This window comes from Microbacterium sp. NPDC077391, assembly GCF_040686955.1.
Classification (GTDB): Bacteria; Actinomycetota; Actinomycetes; order Actinomycetales; family Microbacteriaceae; genus Microbacterium; species Microbacterium commune.
The window spans coordinates 1,058,782-1,075,223 of record NZ_JBFBMI010000001.1; the positions used below are offsets into that span (position 1 = coordinate 1,058,782).

The window sequence follows — 16,442 nt, forward strand, 5'->3', positions numbered from 1 at the left end:
AGGAGAGATCCATGCGAAAGAAGATCCTGGCCGTCTCGGCCCTCACCGCAGCCGCAGCCCTGGCGCTGTCTGGCTGCTCGAGCACCACGGAATCGACGGACGGCTCCGGCGGCCTGTCGATCGACGTCCCCGATGTTCCGATGATGGACAAGCTCGGCGAGAACGAGAAGGAGGTGAACATCATCGCCTGGTCGGGCTTCGTGGAGCCCGCGTGGACCGACGCGTTCACCGAGGAGACCGGATGCACGGTCAACCGACGCGTCGCCGGAACGAGCGACGAGATGGTGCAGCTGATGCGCACGGGCGACTACGACCTCGTCTCGGCGTCGGGCGACGCGAGTCTGCGCCTGATCGCCGGCGGCGACGTGCAGCCGCTGAACCTCGAGCACATCCCGAACTTCGGCGACGACATCGTGGAGGGCATGAAGGGTCAGATCTACGACACCATCAACGGCAAGTCCTACGGCATTCCGATCGGTCGCGGCGCGAACATCCTGCAGTACAACAGCGAGATCGTCACCGAAGAGCCCACCAGCTGGGACGTGGCGTGGGAGAAGGACAGCCCGTACGCCGGCAAGGTCATCGCGTACGACGCCCCTATCTACATCGCCGACGCCGCCGTGTACCTGATGGCGCACGAACCCGACCTGGGCATCGAGAACCCGTATGCGCTCGATGAGAAGCAGCTCAAGGCCGCTGTCGACCTGCTCAAGCAGCAGAACGGCATCGTCTCGGAGTACTGGTCGGACCCCGCGGCTCAGATCACCTCGTTCGCCGGTGGCACCACCGTGCTCGGCACCTCGTGGGAGGTGCTGCGCAAGCTCACCGAGGATGACAAGTACAAGAGCGTGCTGCCCGAGGAGGGCTCGACCGGATGGTCGGACGCCTGGATGCTGGCCGCGAAGTCGAAGAACCCGAACTGCGCGTACGCGTGGATGGACTACGCCTCCTCGCCCGAGGTCAACGGCGCCATCGCGATGAACTTCGGCATGGCGCCCGCCAACGCCGCCTTCTGCGACACCAGCGAAGAGGCGAAGGCGCACTGCGAGTACTACAACGCCACGAACGAGGAGTACTTCAAGAAGGTGTGGTTCTGGACCACCCCGATCGAGCAGTGCATCGACGGCCGCACGGACGTGAAGTGCACGAACTTCCAGCAGTGGACGGACGCCTGGACCAGCGTCAAGGGCTGACCCGGCCCGCCCGGGGCGGGGGAGACGACTCCTCCGCCCCGGATCGCACCCTCTCGACTCCGACAGGAACGACATGAAGCGCCGCGCACGCATCGCCGGTCTGCTGGCCCTGCCGATGGCCTGGCTGATCGGCATCTACATCTTCTCGCTCGTCATGCTCCTGGTGACGGCGTTCTGGATCACCGATCCATTCACCTCGAAGGTGAAGCCGGGCTTCACCTTCGGCAACTTCCAGCAGCTCGTCGCGAATCCGGCATACGCCTCCACGGCTCTGCGCACCCTGGGCATCGCACTCGCCGTCACCGCTCTCGCGATCCTCATCTCGGTCCCGCTGGGCATCTTCATGGCGAAGGTCGCCTCGCCCTGGCTGCGAGCCGTGCTGGCCGTCTCGATCACCCTGCCCCTCTGGGCCGGCTACCTGGTGAAGGTCATCGCGATGCGCATCACCTTCACCGAGCAGGGATTCTTCAACTGGATGCTCGCTCCGCTCGGCATCAGGGGGCCCGGCTTCACCGTCTTCACCGTCGTGCTGACTCTCACCTACCTCTGGCTGCCGTACATGGCCGTGCCGGTGTACACGGCCATCCGCCAGCTGCCGGCCAACCTGTTCGACGCCTCCGCCGATCTGGGGGCAGGGTCGTGGCGCACGATCCGCACGGTCGTGCTGCCGCTGATCAAGCCGGCCATCATCGCCGGCTCGGTGTTCACCTTCTCGCTCAGCCTCGGCGACTACCTCGTGGCGAAGTTCGTCGGCGGCGACACGCAGATGATCGGAAGCGTCATCGCCTCGAACATCAACCTCAACCCGCCCCTGGCGGCGGCGTTCTCGGTCGTCCCGATCGCGTTCGTCGTCATCTACCTGGTGAGCGTGCAGCGCACCGGCGCTCTGGAAAGGATGTGAGCCGACCATGCTGAGACTGTCGCGCACCTCCAAGATCGTGCTCGGTGCCATCGTCGCGATCATCCTCGCGTTCATGTACGTCCCGCTCATGCTCGTCGTGCTGAACTCGTTCAACTCGGCCCGCATCGCCAGCTGGCCGGTCACGGGGTTCAGCCTCGAGTGGTGGGGCAGGGCGTTCACCAGCCAGCCCGTCCGCGACGCGGTGCTCAACTCCGTGCTGGTGGCCACCGGCGCCACGGCGATCGCCCTCGTCCTCGGGACGCTGGTGGCCTTCGCGCTGCAGCGCTACCGGTTCTTCGGGCAGCGCTCGGTGAACCTGCTCGTCGTGCTGCCGATCGCGCTGCCCGGCATCGTCACCGGTGTCGCCCTGAACAACACCTACAACCAGATGCTCGAGCCGATCGGCATCCAGGTCGGCTTCTGGGGGATGATCATCGCACACGGCACCTTCTGCATCGTGATGGTGTTCAACAACGTGCTGGCGCGACTGCGGCGCATGAACCCGAGTCTCGAGGAGGCATCTCAGGATCTCGGCGCGACGCCGTGGCAGACCTTCCGGATGGTGACCTTCCCCCAGTTCCGCAGCGCCCTGGTGGCCGGGGCGATCCTCGCCTTCGCGCTGAGCTTCGACGAGGTGTACGTCACGATCTTCACCGCCCCGCCCGGAGTCGACACGCTGCCGCTGTGGATCATGAATCAGATGGCGCGGCCGAACGAGGCGAACGTGGTGAACGTCGTCGCGACCGTCGTGATCCTGGCATCCTTCATCCCGGTGTGGGTGTCTCAGCGCCTCTCCCGCGACATCACCGACCGGGACTGACGCGGCGGATCGCATTACGCGGTCAGCGGACGCACCGCATTGACCGGGGCACGCGCGCCGAGGTTGGATGGAGTCATGACTGAACGCACGAAGCCCGAGTTCGACGCCCCCACCGGACCCGCCCCCGCAGAGCTCGTCATCCGCGACATCGTCGAGGGCGACGGCGCCGAGGCGCGCCCCGGCGACACCGTCACCGTGCACTACGCCGGTGTCGAGTACGACTCCGGTGAGGAGTTCGACTCCTCGTGGGGTCGCGGCGAGACCATTCAGTTCCCCCTGCGGGGGCTCATCCAGGGCTGGCAGGACGGCATCCCGGGCATGAAGGTCGGCGGGCGCCGTGAGCTGGTCATCCCGCCGCACCTCTCGTACGGCCCGGCCGGATCCGGCCACTTCCTCTCCGGGAAGACCCTGATCTTCATCATCGACCTCGTCGCCGTCGGCTGAGTCGATCCAATCCGAAGAACCCCCATCCACCTCGGTGGATGGGGGTTCTTCATGTGATGGGCCCAACCGGGAATATATGCAGACGCATGTAAGTTATCCTCGGTACGGCGTGAGTGCGCCGACGAACCTCAAGGAGAAACACACATGTCGATCGAGATCCCCGGCTACCGTCCCGGCACCTGGGTCCTGGACCCCAGCCACAGCGAGGTCACCTTCAGCGTGCGCCACATGATGATCTCGAAGGTGCGCGGCTCCTTCGCCATCAAGAACGCCACCCTCACCGCTCCCGAGAACCCGCTCGAGGCCACCGTCGAGGCGAGCGTCGACGTGGCCTCCGTCGACACCAAGGACGAGGGACGCGACACCCACCTGCGCTCGGCGGACTTCTTCGACGTCGAGAACTTCCCGACCATGGAGTTCGTCTCCACCGGAGCACGCGTCGAGGACGGCGACTTCTTCGTCGACGGCGACCTCACCATCCGCGGCATCACCAAGCCGGTCAGCTTCGAGTTCGACTTCGGCGGCTTCGGCACCGACCCGTGGGGCAACTACAAGGCGGGCGCCTCTGCGACGACCGTCATCAACCGCGAGGACTTCGGCCTCACCTGGAACGCTGCCCTTGAGACCGGTGGTGTGCTCGTCGGCAAGGACATCACGATCAACCTCGACCTGCAGGGCGCCCTGCAGGCCTGAATCCGACCGCGTTCCCGGGCCCGGGGGCCGAGCCGCCGACGGCTCAGGCCTCCGGGCTCAGTGCGTCGTACGCGCGGAAGCGCGGGGTGAGCCGCGCGATCGTCACGGCCAGGCCGATCACGAGCATTCCGCCCAGCAGCGGTGGGAGCCACAGTGCGGTGAGTGTCGCCAGAGTGCCGGCGTACAGCGCCCCGAGCCGGGGGCCGCCGGCGACGACGATGATGAACACACCCTGCAGACGTCCGCGCATCGCGTCGGGCACCGCCGCCTGCATCATCGTGTTGCGGTAGATCGAGCTGATGTTGTCGGCCGCTCCCGAGAGGGCGAGCGCGACGCAGGCGACGGCGATGAGCGGGACGGCGGGGGAGTGCTCGGATGCCGGCGGCAGGAACACCCCGATGAGCAGAATCGCCCCGAACAGCGCGATCGTGGCGCCGTAGGCCTGCACCGCCCTGGCGATGCCGACGCCGTGCCAGCGGTACTGCACGATCCTGCCCGAGAACAGGCTCGATGCGAAGGTGCCGACCGCGACCGACGCCGTCAGCAGTCCCGTCGTCACGGCGCCGCCGCCGAGCAGCACCGTGCCGAGGGCCGGGTAGAGGGCGAGCGGGTTGCCGAAGGTCATCGCGGCGATGTCGAGCAGGTACTGCGCGCGGATGTTGCCCGCCCGGCGCAGGAAGCGCCATCCGTCGACGATGGATGCCAGCCCCGGGCGGACGATCATGCCCTCGGGCAGCAGCGTCGGCAGCGTCCACAGCCCGAGGAACATGCACAGCATGAGGACGACATCGATCGTGTACGTCCACCCGAAGCCGGTGAGGGCGACGAGCACACCCGCCACAGCGGGGCCGACCATCACGGTCAGGCCGAAGGCGACGCCGTTCAGCGCCGATGCCGCCGCGAGTTGGTTCAGCGGGATCAGGCGCGGCACGATCGCCGTGCGGGTCGCCATGCCCACCGAGTTGGCCGCCGCGATGACCATGCTGAGCCCGTACAGCCACCAGATCGTCTCCGCGCCCGTCCACGTCAGCCCCGTGAGCAGTGCCGTCGCCACGAAGGCGATGGTCGCAGCGATCAGAGCCACGCGCCGCCGGTCGAAGGCGTCGGCCAGCATCCCGCCGCAGAGCCCGGCGAGGACCATCGGCACGAGGCCGGCGACCGCGATCATCGAGACCGCGAAGGTGCTGGCGGTCAGCTCGAACACGTGCAGCATCACGGTCACGATCGTGAGCTGGCCGCCGATCCCGGCGAGGGCCGAGCCGATCCACATGCGCGCGAAGGCCGGGCTGGATCTCAGCGGGCTGAGATCGATCAGATGGGCGCGGGAGAACGGCACCCGTCGAGGTTACCGGTGCGCATCCGGCCGTCCGGATGCTGGTAGACTGTCGAGGTTGCCGTTTGATCGGCCGCGGATAAAGAGAGCCCACGCATTCGGCGTCGGGCACCGCGCAGCAAGCAGAGAGGGGATCGAATCTATGGCACTGGAAGCAGACGTCAAGAAGGCGATCATCGAAGAGTACGCGACGCACCCCGGTGACACCGGATCCCCCGAGGTGCAGGTCGCAATGCTGACGCAGCGCATCAAGGACCTCACCGAGCACCTCAAGGCACACAAGCACGACCACCACTCGCGCCGTGGCCTGTTCCTGCTCGTCGGTCAGCGCCGTCGCCTGCTGGGTTACCTGCAGGACGTCGACATCAACCGCTACCGCTCGCTCATCGAGCGTCTCGGTCTTCGTCGATAAGGCATATCGACCAGCGTTCAATCGCGCAGAACATTCTTGGAGAGCCGCCCCACGGTGTGGGGCGGCTCTCATCGTATGCCCCCGCGTCACGCCCCGATCAGGTCGGCGTGATGGATCGCGGCGACGTCGGAGTGCGCGCGCAGGCGCGACTTCAGCGCGTTCTCGCCGTACAGGCTGTGGATGGGATTGGCGGGATCCTGCGTCACCCCGCGCGCGTGCGCGGCGAGATCGGCCGGCAGGTCGATCAGCGGCAGCTTGGTGTCGAGAGCGGGGTTGAAGAAGAACGGGATCGAGAGCCGGTCGTGGGGCGCTCGCGGTGAGACGACGCGGTGATTCGTCGCCTTGAGGTACCCGTTCGTGGCGTACTCGAGCAGCTCGCCGATGTTCACCACGAAGGCGCCGTCGACGGGCGGCGCGTCCACCCACTCGCCGTCGCGCTCGACCTGAAGCCCGCCCCGCCCCGGCTCCACCCACAGCAGGGTGAGCACGCCGCTGTCCTTGTGGGCGCCGACGCCCTGCTGCGGCTCGGGATCGGTCGTGCCCGGGTAGCGGACGATCTTGATGAGCGTCGACGGCTCGCCGAAGTGGTCGTCGAAGTACGACTCGTCCGCGCCCAGCGCGAGCGCCCACGCGCGCAGCAGCTTCCGCGCGATGCCGGACAGCGCGGCGTGCCACTCGCCGACCACGGCGCGCAGCTCGGGCTGCGCCTCCGGCCAGAGGTTCGGTCCGATCAGGCGGTTGAACGCCGGGCCGCCCACGACGGCAGCCCGTTCCGGGCCGATGTCGATCTGCTCGCGCCAGTCGACGGCGCCCTTCGTCCGCTCTCCGCCGACGCGCGTGTACCCGCGGAAGTGCGGACTCTTCACGTTCTCGATGGCGAGCTTGTCGGCATCGGGAAGGGCGAAGAAGTCCCTCGCGGCGCGGTGCAGCCGCTGCTCGAGATCGGCAGGGATGCCCGTGCCGGTGAGGTAGAAGAAGCCGACGTCCCTCGTCGCCGCGCGCAGGTCGGCGCGGAACCGCGCGGCCGCGTCGTCGCCGGCGTCCAGCTGGGACAGGTCGAGGATGGGAAGGGAGAGATCGCTCATGCGTCGACGGTAGGACCCGATCCGGTCGTGCGCACGAATGTTGCCTTCTCTTACCGGTCGACGCGCGATCGGCCGGGCGGCCGGGTGCTAAAGTTGCTTAGGTAAGGCACCCCTTACCGATCCGCCGGCAGAATCGAATCCCGTGTTCGCAGCGCTCCTCATCGGCCTCCGCGAAGGCCTCGAAGCCGCTCTCGTCGTGGGCATCCTCGTCGCGTACATCCGCCGACTCGGCCGTGCCGACGTGCTGGGACGGATGTGGGTCGGCATCGGTCTCGCCATCGCCCTGGCGCTCGGGATCGGCGCCGTGCTCACCTTCGGTGCCTACGCGCTCACCACCGAGGCGCAGGAGATCATCGGCGGCTCGCTCTCGCTCGTGGCGGTGGGCATGGTCACCTGGATGATCTTCTGGATGCAGAAGGCCGGCCGGACGATGAAGTCGACCCTGCAGGGCGGCGTCGATCGCGCCCTCGCGCACGGCAGCCTCTGGGCGCTCGTCACCGTCGGGTTCGTGTCGGTGGCGCGCGAGGGGATCGAGACGACCCTGCTGCTGTGGTCGATGGTGCAGTCGTTCGGCGACGCGCCGCAGTCTCTGCTCGGCGCGCTGCTCGGTCTGCTCATCGCCGTCGTCGTCGGCTGGCTGCTCGCGCGCGGTGCCGTGCGGCTCGATCTCCGGCGGTTCTTCGCCTGGACGGGCGGCTTCCTCGTCATCGTCGCCGCCGGTGTGCTGGCCTACGCCGTGATGGACCTGCAGGAGGCCGGCGTGCTCGGCGGCCCCTTCACCGCCGTCGCCCCGACCGATGCGGTGACCGGCGCTGTGCTCACCGGGCTCGCCGGCTTCCCGTTCGGCTGGGCGTTCGACGTCACGTCCGTGATCGCACCGGGTGGCGCCTGGGCGACCATCCTGCAGGCGACGGTCGGTTTCATGCCGCACATGACCTGGCTGCAGGTCATCGCGTGGGCGCTGTACATGGCCGTCGTCGGCACCTTCTTCGTTCGCGGGCTGACCCGCTCGCGTGCTGCTCGACCTGTCCCGGCTGCCGCCTCGGCACCGCAGGCCGAGCGTGCAGACCTCGTCACCAACTCTTCTGGAGCAGCATGACCCTCCCCTCCCGCACGCTGAGCGCGCTCGCGCTCGGCGCCGTCGCCGTGACAGCACTCAGCGGCTGCGTGGCCAAGCAGGCAGCCGATCCGGCGGCGTCGTTCACGGTGTCCTCGACCGACAGCGAATGCGCGGTCTCGTCCGGCACGGCCAAGAGCGGCACGCTCACGTTCGACGTGACCAACGCGGGAGACCAGGTCACCGAGTTCTACCTGCTGGCCGAAGACGGCCTGCGCATCGTCGGCGAGGTCGAGAACATCGCCCCGGCCGCGTCGCGCACCCTCACGGTCGTCGCGCAGCCCGGAGACTACTTCACCGTCTGCAAGCCGGGGATGATCGGCGACGGCGTGGGGAAGGCCGCGTTCACGGTGACAGGCGACAAGGTGAGCATCGACGGACCGGACGCCCAGCAGAAGCAGCAGGCGGTCGACCTGTACGCCGCGTTCGTGAAGGACCAGGTCGGCGCCCTCGTCCCCGACGTCGCAGAGCTGGTGGCGGCGTACACCGCCGGCGACGACGAGAAGGCGCGTGAGCTCTTCCCGCTGGCGCGGGCATCCTACGAGCGCATCGAGCCCGTCGCCGAGGCGCTGGGCGATCTCGACCCGCGCATCGACTACCGAGAGGTGGATGCGCTCGCCGAGGGGCTGGAGTGGACCGGTTTCCACCGCATCGAGAAGGATCTGTGGGTTCCTGCGCGGGACGCACTCAACTCCGACGGCGAGACGCCCGCCTGGCAGGACTGGGCCCCGTCGACGCCCGAGGAGCGCGGCGAGTACGGCGATCTGCTGATCGCCGACGTGCAGGAGCTGTTCGACTACGTGCACTCGGACGAGTTCACCACGGCGCTGGCCGATCAGGGCATCGCGGGCATCTCGAACGGCGCCGTCGCGCTGCTCGACGAGGTCGCGACGGGGAAGATCACCGGCGAGGAGGACTGGTGGTCGCACACCGACCTCTACGACTTCGCCGCCAACGTCGAGGGGTCGAAGATGGCCTTCTCGCTGGTGCAGGACCTCGCGGCATCCAAGGGTGCCGATGGCGAGAGCCTCGTCGACGAGATCGCCGCGGGATACGCGGACCTCGAGAGCGCCCTCGCCCAGCACGGATCCCTGGAGAGCGGCTTCGTGCCGTTCACGGAACTCACCGATGATCACAAGCGCGAGCTCATCGATCTCATCAACGCCCTGGCCGAGCCGCTGTCGCGGTTGACCGCCACCACCCTGTCCTGACGGGGAGCACACGCATGCCGCATGACGACGATCAGCCCCGCGCGGGCCTCAGCCGGCGAGGCCTGCTGGGCTTGGCCGCGGGCGGGGGAGCCGCTCTCGCGCTGGCCGGCGGCGGCGTCGGGTTCGCTCTCGGCGCCTCGCGGACCGAACCGGACGCCCAGGGCGCGCACGCGTTCTTCGGTGCGCATCAGGCGGGTATCACCACCGAGGTCCAGGAGCACCTGCACTTCGCGGCTTTCGACATGATGCCGCGCAGCGACCGCCGCGATCTGATCGAGCTGCTCGAGGACTGGAGCTACGCCGCGTCGCGGCTCACGCAGGGGCTCGAGGTGAGCGCGTCGGGTGCCGTCGGCGGCGGGCCCGATGCTCCTCCGGACGACACGGGAGAGGCGCTGGGGCTGCACGCCGCGAACCTCACGATCACCTTCGGGTTCGGGCCGAGCCTGTTCCTGAACGAGGACGGCGACCGATACGGCATCGCCGACCGACGTCCGGCCAAGCTCGAGCGACTGCCCGCGTTCCTCGGCGACGATCTGGATCCGGCACAGTCCGACGGCGACCTGTGCATCCAGGTCTGCGCGGACGATCCTCAGGTGGCCGTGCACGCGATCCGCAATCTGAGCAGGATCGCCTTCGGGCGCGCCAAGCTGCGCTGGTCGCAGCTCGGCTTCGGCAAGACATCCCGCACGAGCGCACAGCAGCAGACGCCTCGCAACCTGTTCGGCTTCAAGGACGGCACCGCGAACATCCTCGCCGACGATCAGGACGCGCTCGCGTCCCATGTGTGGGCCGGCGACGGGGATCCGGGCTGGATGGCTGGCGGGTCGTATCTCGTCGCGCGCAAGATCGCGATGCTCATCGAGACGTGGGACCGTGTGCGCCTCGGCGAGCAGGAGCGGATCTTCGGGCGCGACAAGGTGGAGGGCGCACCGCTCAGCGGCGGCACCGAGATGACGCCGCCGAAGCTCAGCGGTCTCGATCCGCACAGCCACGTGCGACTGGCGCACCCGGACGCGAACGGCGGGGTGCGGATCCTGCGCCGCGGCTTCAACTACGTTGGCGGCAACAACGCGCTGGGCCGCCTCGACGCCGGGCTGTTCTTCCTCTCGTATCAGCGCGATCCCGCGCAGTTCATCACGCTGCAGAAGCGGATGTCGACGGATCTGCTCATCGAGTACATCCGCCACGTCGGGTCGGGCGTGTGGGCCGTACCGCCGGGAGCGACCTCCGGATCGTACGTGGGCGCGGCGCTGTTCGCCTGAGCCCGGCTCAGCGACTGCGTCGGGAGCCCGTCGGATCGCTGCGGTGGTCACTCCCTGATGACAGCTCGGAGTCGCGGAACATCCAGCGCGGGCGCGGTTCGACCAGCGGACGGAACAGCGAGCGCACAGGCTTCGAGGAGAGCGCGAACGCGATGCCGACCGACAGCGCGATGATCAGCGGCAGCCAGATCCAGGTGGGGTTCAGGCCGCGCAGCACCCCGGATTCGCGGAACGGGTAGAGCACGAACGAGTGCAGCAGGTACACGTACATCGTGTACTGTCCGAGCGTCGTCCAGCGCTGCTGTCGTCGCGGCAACAGAGCGAAGAAGCACGCGCTGAGCACGACGGCGAGCAGGATGAGGCCGAGGCGGATGGCACCGGCCCACCACTGATCGCCGGCGAGGTCGGCGTACGAGTCGTCGTAGAACAGCCAGTGCCTGAGGTCGATCGCCTCCCAGACATTCAGCCACAGCCAGCACGCCGCACCCCATGCGACCAGCACGGCGGCAGCGCCGGCTCGCACCCACCACGGGCGGTACTCGATGAGGTGCAGCCGACGCACCACGTCGCGCTCCCTGAGCCACCAGCCCAGGGTGAAGAAGAACATCAGGCCCAGCGTGCGCGAGAGTGAGAACGTGCTGTCGACGTTTGTCACGTACCCGACGCCGATCGAGATCACCAGGGCCCAGGCGAGCGGCCACCGCAGCAGGGCGAGGTAGGGGAGCACCAGGCGGAAGATGCCCAGGGCGAGCAGGAACCACAGCGTCCACGAGGGCTGGGTGAGATTCGGATCGGCTTTTCCCTCGACCAGCCACTTGGTGAGCGTCCACAGGCCTTCGAAGATCACGTACGGTACGAGGATGTCGGTGATGACGCGAGCCATCTGGCGCTTCGTGGGGCTCCCCGCCTTCGAGAAGTAGCCGGAGATGATGGCGAAGGCCGGCATGTGGAACGCGTACACCCACAGGTAGAAGGCGTACGAGACGTCGGAATCGTAGATGAGCCGCTGGGTGCCGTGCCCGATGACGACCAGGACGATGCACGCGAATCGCGCGGTGTCCCAGAACGGCACCCGTCGACGAGGCCGTGCGGCGGTGCCGGTGGACGCGGTCGCGGGCGGATGCTGCTCGGCACTGCTCATGGCACGAGGTTAGCGCCTGCGGGTATGCGGGAATAAAGTGGCTGCCTCGGCGTTCCATCAAGTACATTCAAATGAATAGAACGGATGCACCCGTGCATCCGGAAGCGGAGTGAGAACAGTGAACGAGCAGAACGCGGTGCAGTTCGGCATCATGTCGGTCAGCGACATCACGCAGGATCCGACGACCGGCGTGACCCCGAGTGAGGCCGAGCGCATCAAGGCGACCGCCGCGATCGCCAGGCACGCCGAGGAGGTGGGTCTGGACGTCTTCGCCATCGGCGAGCACCACAACCCGCCGTTCTGGTCGTCGAGCCCGACGACGTTCCTCGCGCACGTCGCGGCGCAGACCGAACGGCTGATCGTGTCGACCTCGACGACCCTGATCACCACGAACGACCCGGTGCGCCTCGCCGAGGAGTACGCCATGCTGCAGCACGTCACGGACGGGCGCACGGACCTCATGCTCGGCCGCGGCAACACCGGCCCGGTGTATCCGTGGTTCGGCAAGGACATCCGCCAGGGGCTGCCGCTCGCGATCGAGAACTACGCCCTGCTGCGCAAGCTGTGGGACGAGGACGTCGTCGACTGGGAGGGGAAGTTCCGCACCTCTCTGCAGGGCTTCACCGCCACCCCGCGCCCGCTCGACGGCGTGGCGCCGTTCGTCTGGCACGGATCCATCCGCACCCCCGAGATCGCCGAGCAGGCCGCGTACTACGGCGACGGATTCTTCGCGAACAACATCTTCTGGCCCAAGGAGCACTACCAGCGCCTCATCGAGCTGTACCGGCAGCGGTACGCACACTACGGCCACGGCACGCCGGAGCAGGCGATCGTCGGCATCGGGGGACAGGTGTTCATGGCCGCGAACTCCCAGGACGCGGTCACGCAGTTCCGCCCCTACTTCGACAACGCGCCGGTCTACGGCCACGGCCCCAGCATGGAGGACTTCACCGAGATGACGCCGCTGACGGTCGGGTCGCCCCAGCAGGTCATCGACCGCTACGCGTCGATGCGCGACACGTTCGGTGACTTCCAGCGTCAGCTGTTCCTCATCGATCACGCCGGTCTGCCGCTGAAGACGGTGCTCGAGCAGCTCGACATCCTGGGCGGCGAGGTGGTGCCGGTGCTGCGTCGCGAGCTCGCGAAGAACCGTCCGGAGAGTGTGCCGGATGCGCCCACGCACGCCGCTCGGGTGCGCGCGGTGTACGGCGACGGGCCCTCGCGACAGGCGCGTCCGTCCGCCAACCGCGGAGACAACCTCACCGCCGGATCCCCGTATCAGGACGCCCCTGCACCCGTCGGTGCGGCGTTCGGCCTCGGCCGGAAGGGGGCCTGAGATGAGCGAGCGCCGCATCGCCGTCGTCTCGGCCGGCCTGTCGAACCCCTCGTCGACGCGGATGCTCGCCGACCGCCTGGCCGCCGAGACCGCGCGGGCCCTGCGCGAGCGGGACATCGATGTGAAGGTCGACGTCATCGAGCTGCGCGACCTCGCGCACGACATCACGAACAACCTGCTGACCGGCTTCGCGCCGCCGGCGCTGGAGACCGCGATCAACACGGTCGTCTCCGCCGATGCGCTGATCGCGGTGACGCCGATCTTCTCGACGAGCTACTCCGGCCTCTTCAAGTCGTTCATCGACGTCCTCGACCCGGACGCCCTGACCGGCATGCCCGTGCTCATCGGTGCGAACGCCGGAACCGCACGGCACTCGCTGGCGATCGACTACGCGATCCGACCGCTGTTCGCGTATCTGCATGCCGAAGCCGTGTCGACCGGCGTGTTCGCCGCGTCGAGCGACTGGGGCGGCGCCGGCGACGAGGTGGCACCTCTCGCCAAGCGCGTCGAGAAGGGCGCACGCGAGCTCGCCGAGGCGATCGCCAGACGAGGAGTCGCCGAGGTGGCCGACCCGTACGATCCCGCGACCTACCTGGGCGAGGGGCGTTCGTTCGGGCACATGCTCGGCGGGCTCGCGGGGGAGTGAACGACGATGGCCGCGGCATCCCTGCCGCGGCCATCACCGCGGAAGCAGCTCAGCCGCTCTTGCGGCGGAACTCGCGCTTCATCTGCGGCGCGTGAGTGCCATGAACGGCGGAGTCGCCGTCCAGGTGCGCCTCTCCGCCCCGGCTCTGCGCGTTCTTCTTGTCGAGCGCTTCCCTGAACTTGCGCTTCATCTCATCGGATGAGACTGCCTTGTCTTCGCTCATGATCGTCAGCCTAGGCGAAGACGGCGCACTCCGGCGGCGAGCCCTTCCGCATCGCGCCGCGAGAACACGGCCTGGACGCCCTGACTGATAGGATCGATCGTGGTGCACTCTGCGCCGCACAACTTCACATCGATTCACGGAGCGGTCGGCTGAGAAGCTGGTCCCCTGTGGTGGGTTCCTCGTCGCGCACGGCGCCGGGTGATCTTCTACTGGTGGCCAGCGCAGGCGAGATCGGCGGGGATCCCCGCGCGCTTATATCTGCCCGCATCCGCTCCTTCGCGAGAACTCGCGCGCCACACGGGCGAGCGAGCCTAAACAAAGAAGGAGAGACCTCTTGGAAGGTCCCGAAATCACCGCCACCGAAGCCGTTCTCGACAACGGCCGATTCGGCACCCGCACCGTCCGCTTCGAGACCGGACGCCTCGCCCAGCAGGCTCAGGGCTCGGTCGCGGCCTACCTCGACGACGAGACCATGCTCCTGTCGGCCACCAGCGCGGGCAAGCACCCGCGTGAGGGCTTCGACTTCTTCCCGCTGACGGTCGACGTCGAGGAGCGCTCCTACGCCGCGGGCAAGATCCCCGGCTCGTTCTTCCGCCGCGAGGGCCGCCCCTCCACCGAGGCGATCCTCGTCTGCCGTCTGATCGACCGTCCGCTGCGCCCGTCGTTCGTCGACGGCCTGCGCAACGAGGTGCAGATCGTCATCACCGTGCTGTCGATCGCTCCCGGCGAGTACTACGACGCGCTGGCCATCAACGCCGCCTCCGCCTCGACGCAGATCTCGGGTCTGCCGTTCTCCGGCCCGATCGCCGGTGTGCGCCTCGCCTTCATCCCCGGTCAGGGCGAGCACGCCGACCAGTGGGTCGCGTTCCCCAACGCCGAGCAGGTCTCCGAGGCCGTGTTCGACCTGATCGTCGCCGGCCGCGTGGTCACCAAGGCCGACGGCACCGAGGACGTCGCGATCATGATGGTCGAGGCCGAGGCCACCGAAGGCAGCTGGAACCTGATCAAGGCCGGCGCGACCAAGCCCAACGAGGATGTCGTCGCCGAGGGCCTCGAGGCCGCGAAGCCGTTCATCGCCCAGCTCGTGAAGGCTCAGGCCGAGCTCGCCGCCACGGCATCCAAGGAGCCCGGCGTCTACCCCGTCTTCCCGGCGTACAGCCAGGAGGTCTACGACTTCGTGGCCGGTCGCGCCTACGACGAGCTCACCGGGGTCTACCAGATCGCCGACAAGCAGGAGCGCCAGAACGCCGACGACGCGATCAAGGACCGCGTCAAGGCGGAGCTCATCGACGCGACCGAGGCCGGCCAGCTGCCCGCGGCTGCCCCGCTGGAGTTCTCCGCGGCGTACAAGTCCGTCACCAAGAAGATCGTCCGCGGACGCATCCTCACCGACGGCGTGCGCATCGACGGCCGCGGCCTCGCCGACATCCGCCCGCTCGACGCAGAGGTGCAGGTCATCCCGCGCGTGCACGGCTCGGCGATCTTCCAGCGCGGTGAGACCCAGATCATGGGCGTCACCACGCTGAACATGCTCAAGATGGAGCAGCAGATCGACTCGCTCTCGCCCACCACGAGCAAGCGCTACATGCACCACTACAACTTCCCGCCCTACTCGACCGGCGAGACCGGCCGCGTCGGGTCGCCGAAGCGTCGCGAGATCGGGCACGGCTTCCTCGCCGAGCGTGCGCTCGTGCCGGTGCTGCCCAGCCGCGAGGAGTTCCCCTACGCGATCCGTCAGGTCTCCGAGGCGCTGAGCTCCAACGGCTCCACCTCGATGGGATCGGTCTGCGCGTCCACCCTGTCGCTGCTGAACGCCGGTGTGCCGCTGCGCGCGCCGGTCGCCGGCATCGCGATGGGCCTCGTGTCCGACGAGGTCGACGGTGAGACCCGCTACGCCGCTCTCACCGACATCCTCGGCGCCGAGGACGCCCTGGGCGACATGGACTTCAAGGTCGCGGGCACGAGCGAGTTCGTCACGGCGATCCAGCTCGACACCAAGCTCGACGGCATCCCGTCGTCCGTGCTCGCGGGTGCGCTGACGCAGGCGCGCGACGCGCGTCTGACGATCCTCAACGTGCTGAACGCCGCGATCGACGCTCCCGACGAGATGGCGCCGACCGCGCCGCGCGTCATCAGCGTGCAGATTCCGGTCGACAAGATCGGTGAGCTGATCGGGCCGAAGGGCAAGACGATCAACGCGATCCAGGACGAGACCGGGGCTCAGATCTCCATCGAGGAGGACGGCACCGTCTACATCGGCGCGACCGACGGCCCGTCGGCCGAGGCCGCCCGCGCCCAGGTGAACGCGATCGCCAACCCCACCAACCCGGAGGTCGGCGAGCAGTTCCTCGGCACCGTCGTGAAGATCGCCACCTTCGGCGCCTTCGTCTCGCTGCTGCCGGGCAAGGACGGTCTGCTGCACGTCACCGAGGTGCGCAAGCTCGCCGGCGGAAAGCGTGTCGAGAACGTCGACGACGTCCTCTCGGTCGGCCAGAAGCTGCTCGTGCGCATCACCAAGATCGACGACCGCGGCAAGCTGTCGCTCGAGCCGGTCACCGACGACGCGCCCGCGGAGGGCGAGTCGGAGACCGCTGAGGCGTGAGCCGTGCGGATGCCCGCTGAGCG

16 protein-coding genes are annotated in these 16,442 nt (G+C 68.2%); 12 read left to right on the top strand and 4 right to left on the bottom strand.

Translation table 11 applies throughout. From position 1 onward, the window contains the following. Nucleotides 1-11: 11 nt before the first annotated feature. From AB0O65_RS04820 to AB0O65_RS04840, 5 genes are all read left to right on the top strand, one after another. On the top strand, nucleotides 12-1,193 hold the full coding sequence (locus AB0O65_RS04820; RefSeq protein ID WP_313480712.1) for an extracellular solute-binding protein: 1,182 nt from the start codon (nucleotides 12-14) through the stop codon (nucleotides 1,191-1,193). 73 nt (nucleotides 1,194-1,266) lie between these two features. Next, nucleotides 1,267-2,094 carry an ABC transporter permease gene (locus AB0O65_RS04825; protein WP_071642324.1) on the top strand — a complete coding sequence of 276 codons (828 nt, stop codon included), beginning with the start codon at nucleotides 1,267-1,269 and terminating at the stop codon, nucleotides 2,092-2,094. A gap of 7 nt (nucleotides 2,095-2,101) precedes the next feature. Next, nucleotides 2,102-2,914, top strand: a complete 813-nt coding sequence (locus AB0O65_RS04830; RefSeq protein WP_071642326.1) for an ABC transporter permease — start codon at nucleotides 2,102-2,104, stop codon at nucleotides 2,912-2,914. A 75-nt stretch (nucleotides 2,915-2,989) separates the two neighbouring features. Continuing rightward, nucleotides 2,990-3,358, top strand: coding sequence for an FKBP-type peptidyl-prolyl cis-trans isomerase (locus tag AB0O65_RS04835; RefSeq protein WP_363383387.1), 369 nt, complete (start codon nucleotides 2,990-2,992; stop codon nucleotides 3,356-3,358). 144 nt (nucleotides 3,359-3,502) lie between these two features. Next, nucleotides 3,503-4,051: a YceI family protein gene (locus tag AB0O65_RS04840; protein ID WP_191711753.1), complete on the top strand. Its 549-nt coding sequence runs from the start codon at nucleotides 3,503-3,505 to the stop codon at nucleotides 4,049-4,051. Between the two features lie 43 nt (nucleotides 4,052-4,094). On the opposite strand, the gene AB0O65_RS04845 is transcribed toward AB0O65_RS04840, so the two are convergent. Beyond that, nucleotides 4,095-5,387, bottom strand: coding sequence for an MFS transporter (locus AB0O65_RS04845; RefSeq protein ID WP_363383389.1), 1,293 nt, complete (start codon nucleotides 5,385-5,387; stop codon nucleotides 4,095-4,097). A gap of 139 nt (nucleotides 5,388-5,526) precedes the next feature. Between AB0O65_RS04845 and rpsO the strand changes: the two genes are divergently transcribed. Beyond that, complete coding sequence (gene rpsO, locus AB0O65_RS04850) at nucleotides 5,527-5,796, top strand: 30S ribosomal protein S15 (RefSeq protein WP_071642334.1); 270 nt, start codon at nucleotides 5,527-5,529, stop codon at nucleotides 5,794-5,796. Nucleotides 5,797-5,882: 86 nt separating this feature from the next. Here rpsO and AB0O65_RS04855 read toward each other — a convergent pair whose 3' ends face one another. After that, a complete protein-coding gene (locus AB0O65_RS04855; protein ID WP_363383391.1) occupies nucleotides 5,883-6,881 on the bottom strand; it encodes a 2-oxoglutarate and iron-dependent oxygenase domain-containing protein in 999 nt (332 codons plus the stop codon). Nucleotides 6,882-7,023: 142 nt separating this feature from the next. Here AB0O65_RS04855 and efeU point away from each other — a divergent pair, with 142 nt between their 5' ends. Genes efeU through efeB form a run of 3 tightly spaced genes read left to right on the top strand, consistent with a single transcriptional unit; the run spans nucleotide 7,024 to nucleotide 10,471 of the window. Continuing rightward, a complete protein-coding gene (efeU, locus tag AB0O65_RS04860; RefSeq protein ID WP_191711751.1) occupies nucleotides 7,024-7,980 on the top strand; it encodes an iron uptake transporter permease EfeU in 957 nt (318 codons plus the stop codon). After that, nucleotides 7,977-9,209 carry an iron uptake system protein EfeO gene (gene efeO, locus AB0O65_RS04865; RefSeq protein ID WP_363383393.1) on the top strand — a complete coding sequence of 411 codons (1,233 nt, stop codon included), beginning with the start codon at nucleotides 7,977-7,979 and terminating at the stop codon, nucleotides 9,207-9,209. The genes efeU and efeO overlap by 4 nt, the downstream gene beginning before the upstream one ends. 14 nt (nucleotides 9,210-9,223) lie before the next feature. After that, entirely contained in the window at nucleotides 9,224-10,471 is a 1,248-nt protein-coding gene (gene efeB, locus AB0O65_RS04870) for an iron uptake transporter deferrochelatase/peroxidase subunit (protein WP_363383395.1), read from the top strand. A gap of 7 nt (nucleotides 10,472-10,478) precedes the next feature. On the opposite strand, the gene AB0O65_RS04875 is transcribed toward efeB, so the two are convergent. Next, entirely contained in the window at nucleotides 10,479-11,612 is a 1,134-nt protein-coding gene (locus AB0O65_RS04875; RefSeq protein WP_083428660.1) for an acyltransferase family protein, read from the bottom strand. A gap of 118 nt (nucleotides 11,613-11,730) precedes the next feature. On the opposite strand from AB0O65_RS04875, the gene AB0O65_RS04880 reads away from it, so the two are divergent. Beyond that, entirely contained in the window at nucleotides 11,731-12,948 is a 1,218-nt protein-coding gene (locus tag AB0O65_RS04880) for an LLM class flavin-dependent oxidoreductase (RefSeq protein WP_363383398.1), read from the top strand. Between the two features lies 1 nt (nucleotide 12,949). After that, on the top strand, nucleotides 12,950-13,594 hold the full coding sequence (locus AB0O65_RS04885) for an FMN reductase (protein WP_071642347.1): 645 nt from the start codon (nucleotides 12,950-12,952) through the stop codon (nucleotides 13,592-13,594). A gap of 49 nt (nucleotides 13,595-13,643) precedes the next feature. Here AB0O65_RS04885 and AB0O65_RS04890 read toward each other — a convergent pair whose 3' ends face one another. Further along, nucleotides 13,644-13,817: a DUF5302 domain-containing protein gene (locus AB0O65_RS04890; RefSeq protein ID WP_177243808.1), complete on the bottom strand. Its 174-nt coding sequence runs from the start codon at nucleotides 13,815-13,817 to the stop codon at nucleotides 13,644-13,646. A gap of 334 nt (nucleotides 13,818-14,151) precedes the next feature. Here AB0O65_RS04890 and AB0O65_RS04895 point away from each other — a divergent pair, with 334 nt between their 5' ends. After that, nucleotides 14,152-16,419, top strand: coding sequence for a polyribonucleotide nucleotidyltransferase (locus AB0O65_RS04895; protein ID WP_071642349.1), 2,268 nt, complete (start codon nucleotides 14,152-14,154; stop codon nucleotides 16,417-16,419). The last annotated feature ends 23 nt before the right edge of the window (nucleotides 16,420-16,442 follow it).

Coding starts and splice junctions, on each gene's coding strand:
- AB0O65_RS04885 (WP_071642347.1), top strand. CDS start 12,950: ATGAGCGAGCGCCGCATCGCCGTCGTCTCGGCCGGCCTGTCGAACCCC.
- AB0O65_RS04830 (WP_071642326.1), top strand. CDS start 2,102: ATGCTGAGACTGTCGCGCACCTCCAAGATCGTGCTCGGTGCCATCGTC.
- efeO (WP_363383393.1), top strand. CDS start 7,977: ATGACCCTCCCCTCCCGCACGCTGAGCGCGCTCGCGCTCGGCGCCGTC.
- AB0O65_RS04855 (WP_363383391.1), bottom strand. CDS start 6,881: ATGAGCGATCTCTCCCTTCCCATCCTCGACCTGTCCCAGCTGGACGCC.
- rpsO (WP_071642334.1), top strand. CDS start 5,527: ATGGCACTGGAAGCAGACGTCAAGAAGGCGATCATCGAAGAGTACGCG.
- AB0O65_RS04820 (WP_313480712.1), top strand. CDS start 12: ATGCGAAAGAAGATCCTGGCCGTCTCGGCCCTCACCGCAGCCGCAGCC.
- AB0O65_RS04825 (WP_071642324.1), top strand. CDS start 1,267: ATGAAGCGCCGCGCACGCATCGCCGGTCTGCTGGCCCTGCCGATGGCC.
- efeB (WP_363383395.1), top strand. CDS start 9,224: ATGCCGCATGACGACGATCAGCCCCGCGCGGGCCTCAGCCGGCGAGGC.
- AB0O65_RS04875 (WP_083428660.1), bottom strand. CDS start 11,612: ATGAGCAGTGCCGAGCAGCATCCGCCCGCGACCGCGTCCACCGGCACC.
- AB0O65_RS04835 (WP_363383387.1), top strand. CDS start 2,990: ATGACTGAACGCACGAAGCCCGAGTTCGACGCCCCCACCGGACCCGCC.
- AB0O65_RS04890 (WP_177243808.1), bottom strand. CDS start 13,817: ATGAGCGAAGACAAGGCAGTCTCATCCGATGAGATGAAGCGCAAGTTC.
- AB0O65_RS04840 (WP_191711753.1), top strand. CDS start 3,503: ATGTCGATCGAGATCCCCGGCTACCGTCCCGGCACCTGGGTCCTGGAC.